The organism is Alteromonas sp. 14N.309.X.WAT.G.H12 (assembly GCF_036697315.1).
Taxonomy (GTDB): Bacteria; Pseudomonadota; Gammaproteobacteria; order Enterobacterales; family Alteromonadaceae; genus Alteromonas.
The window spans coordinates 1-740 of sequence record NZ_JBAHZB010000242.1; the positions used below are offsets into that span (position 1 = coordinate 1).

Below are 740 nucleotides of genomic sequence, written 5' to 3' on the forward strand. Positions count from 1 at the left end.
GGCAAAGGGGTGGACTGATTCAACAAATAGTACAAAAGAAACTTTGAAAGAAATTGGCAAGTTAACAAAGGATATTGCGGCTACTACCCTTGATGCTGTCAAACCTGATTCAGCGAGCGCGTCAGGAACTGTTGGAGTAGGTTTAGGGGGAACAGCCGAAATTGTCGTAAATGAAGACGGCAGTAGTAGTGTCTCTGGAGGGATAGGAAGCAATTCTGGAGCGGGTGTTGCAGTAACAGCAAACTGGAAATTTAGTACAATTGGTAAAAATTTAGTAGACAGCTCTCCAGTGTCATCTGTTCATAAAGCTTGTGGGGGACTTGGAGTTGGTTTTTGTGGGACAATAACTGTCTTGGATAACAACGATGTAGGTTCTTTTACGTTCAGCATGGGTTATGTTGCCGGAGGATTTATGACAAACTCCGTAGTTACGCGTATTGATATTACTGAGGGTAATTAAATAATGTTCAATGTTTTTATTGTACTATCAAGCGCAGTTTTGCTTGTCCTTATTGTTTGCTATTTTTCCTGCTTCCAAAAACTTAAAAAAATTTTAAAATCTAAGTACAGTGAAGATTATAATTCAATAGGAAAACCCACGCTGTTTATGAATAGTACGATGAAAAATAACATTTCTTTCCAAAGATATTTGTCTGAAAAAAAGAGCCTGTAACAGATTCTGTGTAACTGCCATTAGTTAATATGCTTTTCGAGGCGTTCCTCGAACTCGATAATAAAAC

The 740-nt window shown here is 38.1% G+C and carries 1 protein-coding gene; it reads left to right on the forward strand.

Features of this window, described 5'->3' with window-relative positions; translation table 11 throughout:
* Positions 1-460: hypothetical protein (locus V5298_RS20775; RefSeq protein WP_332933306.1), on the forward strand; the 460-nt coding region annotated here is incomplete at its 5' end.
* Positions 461-740: the final 280 nt, after the last annotated feature.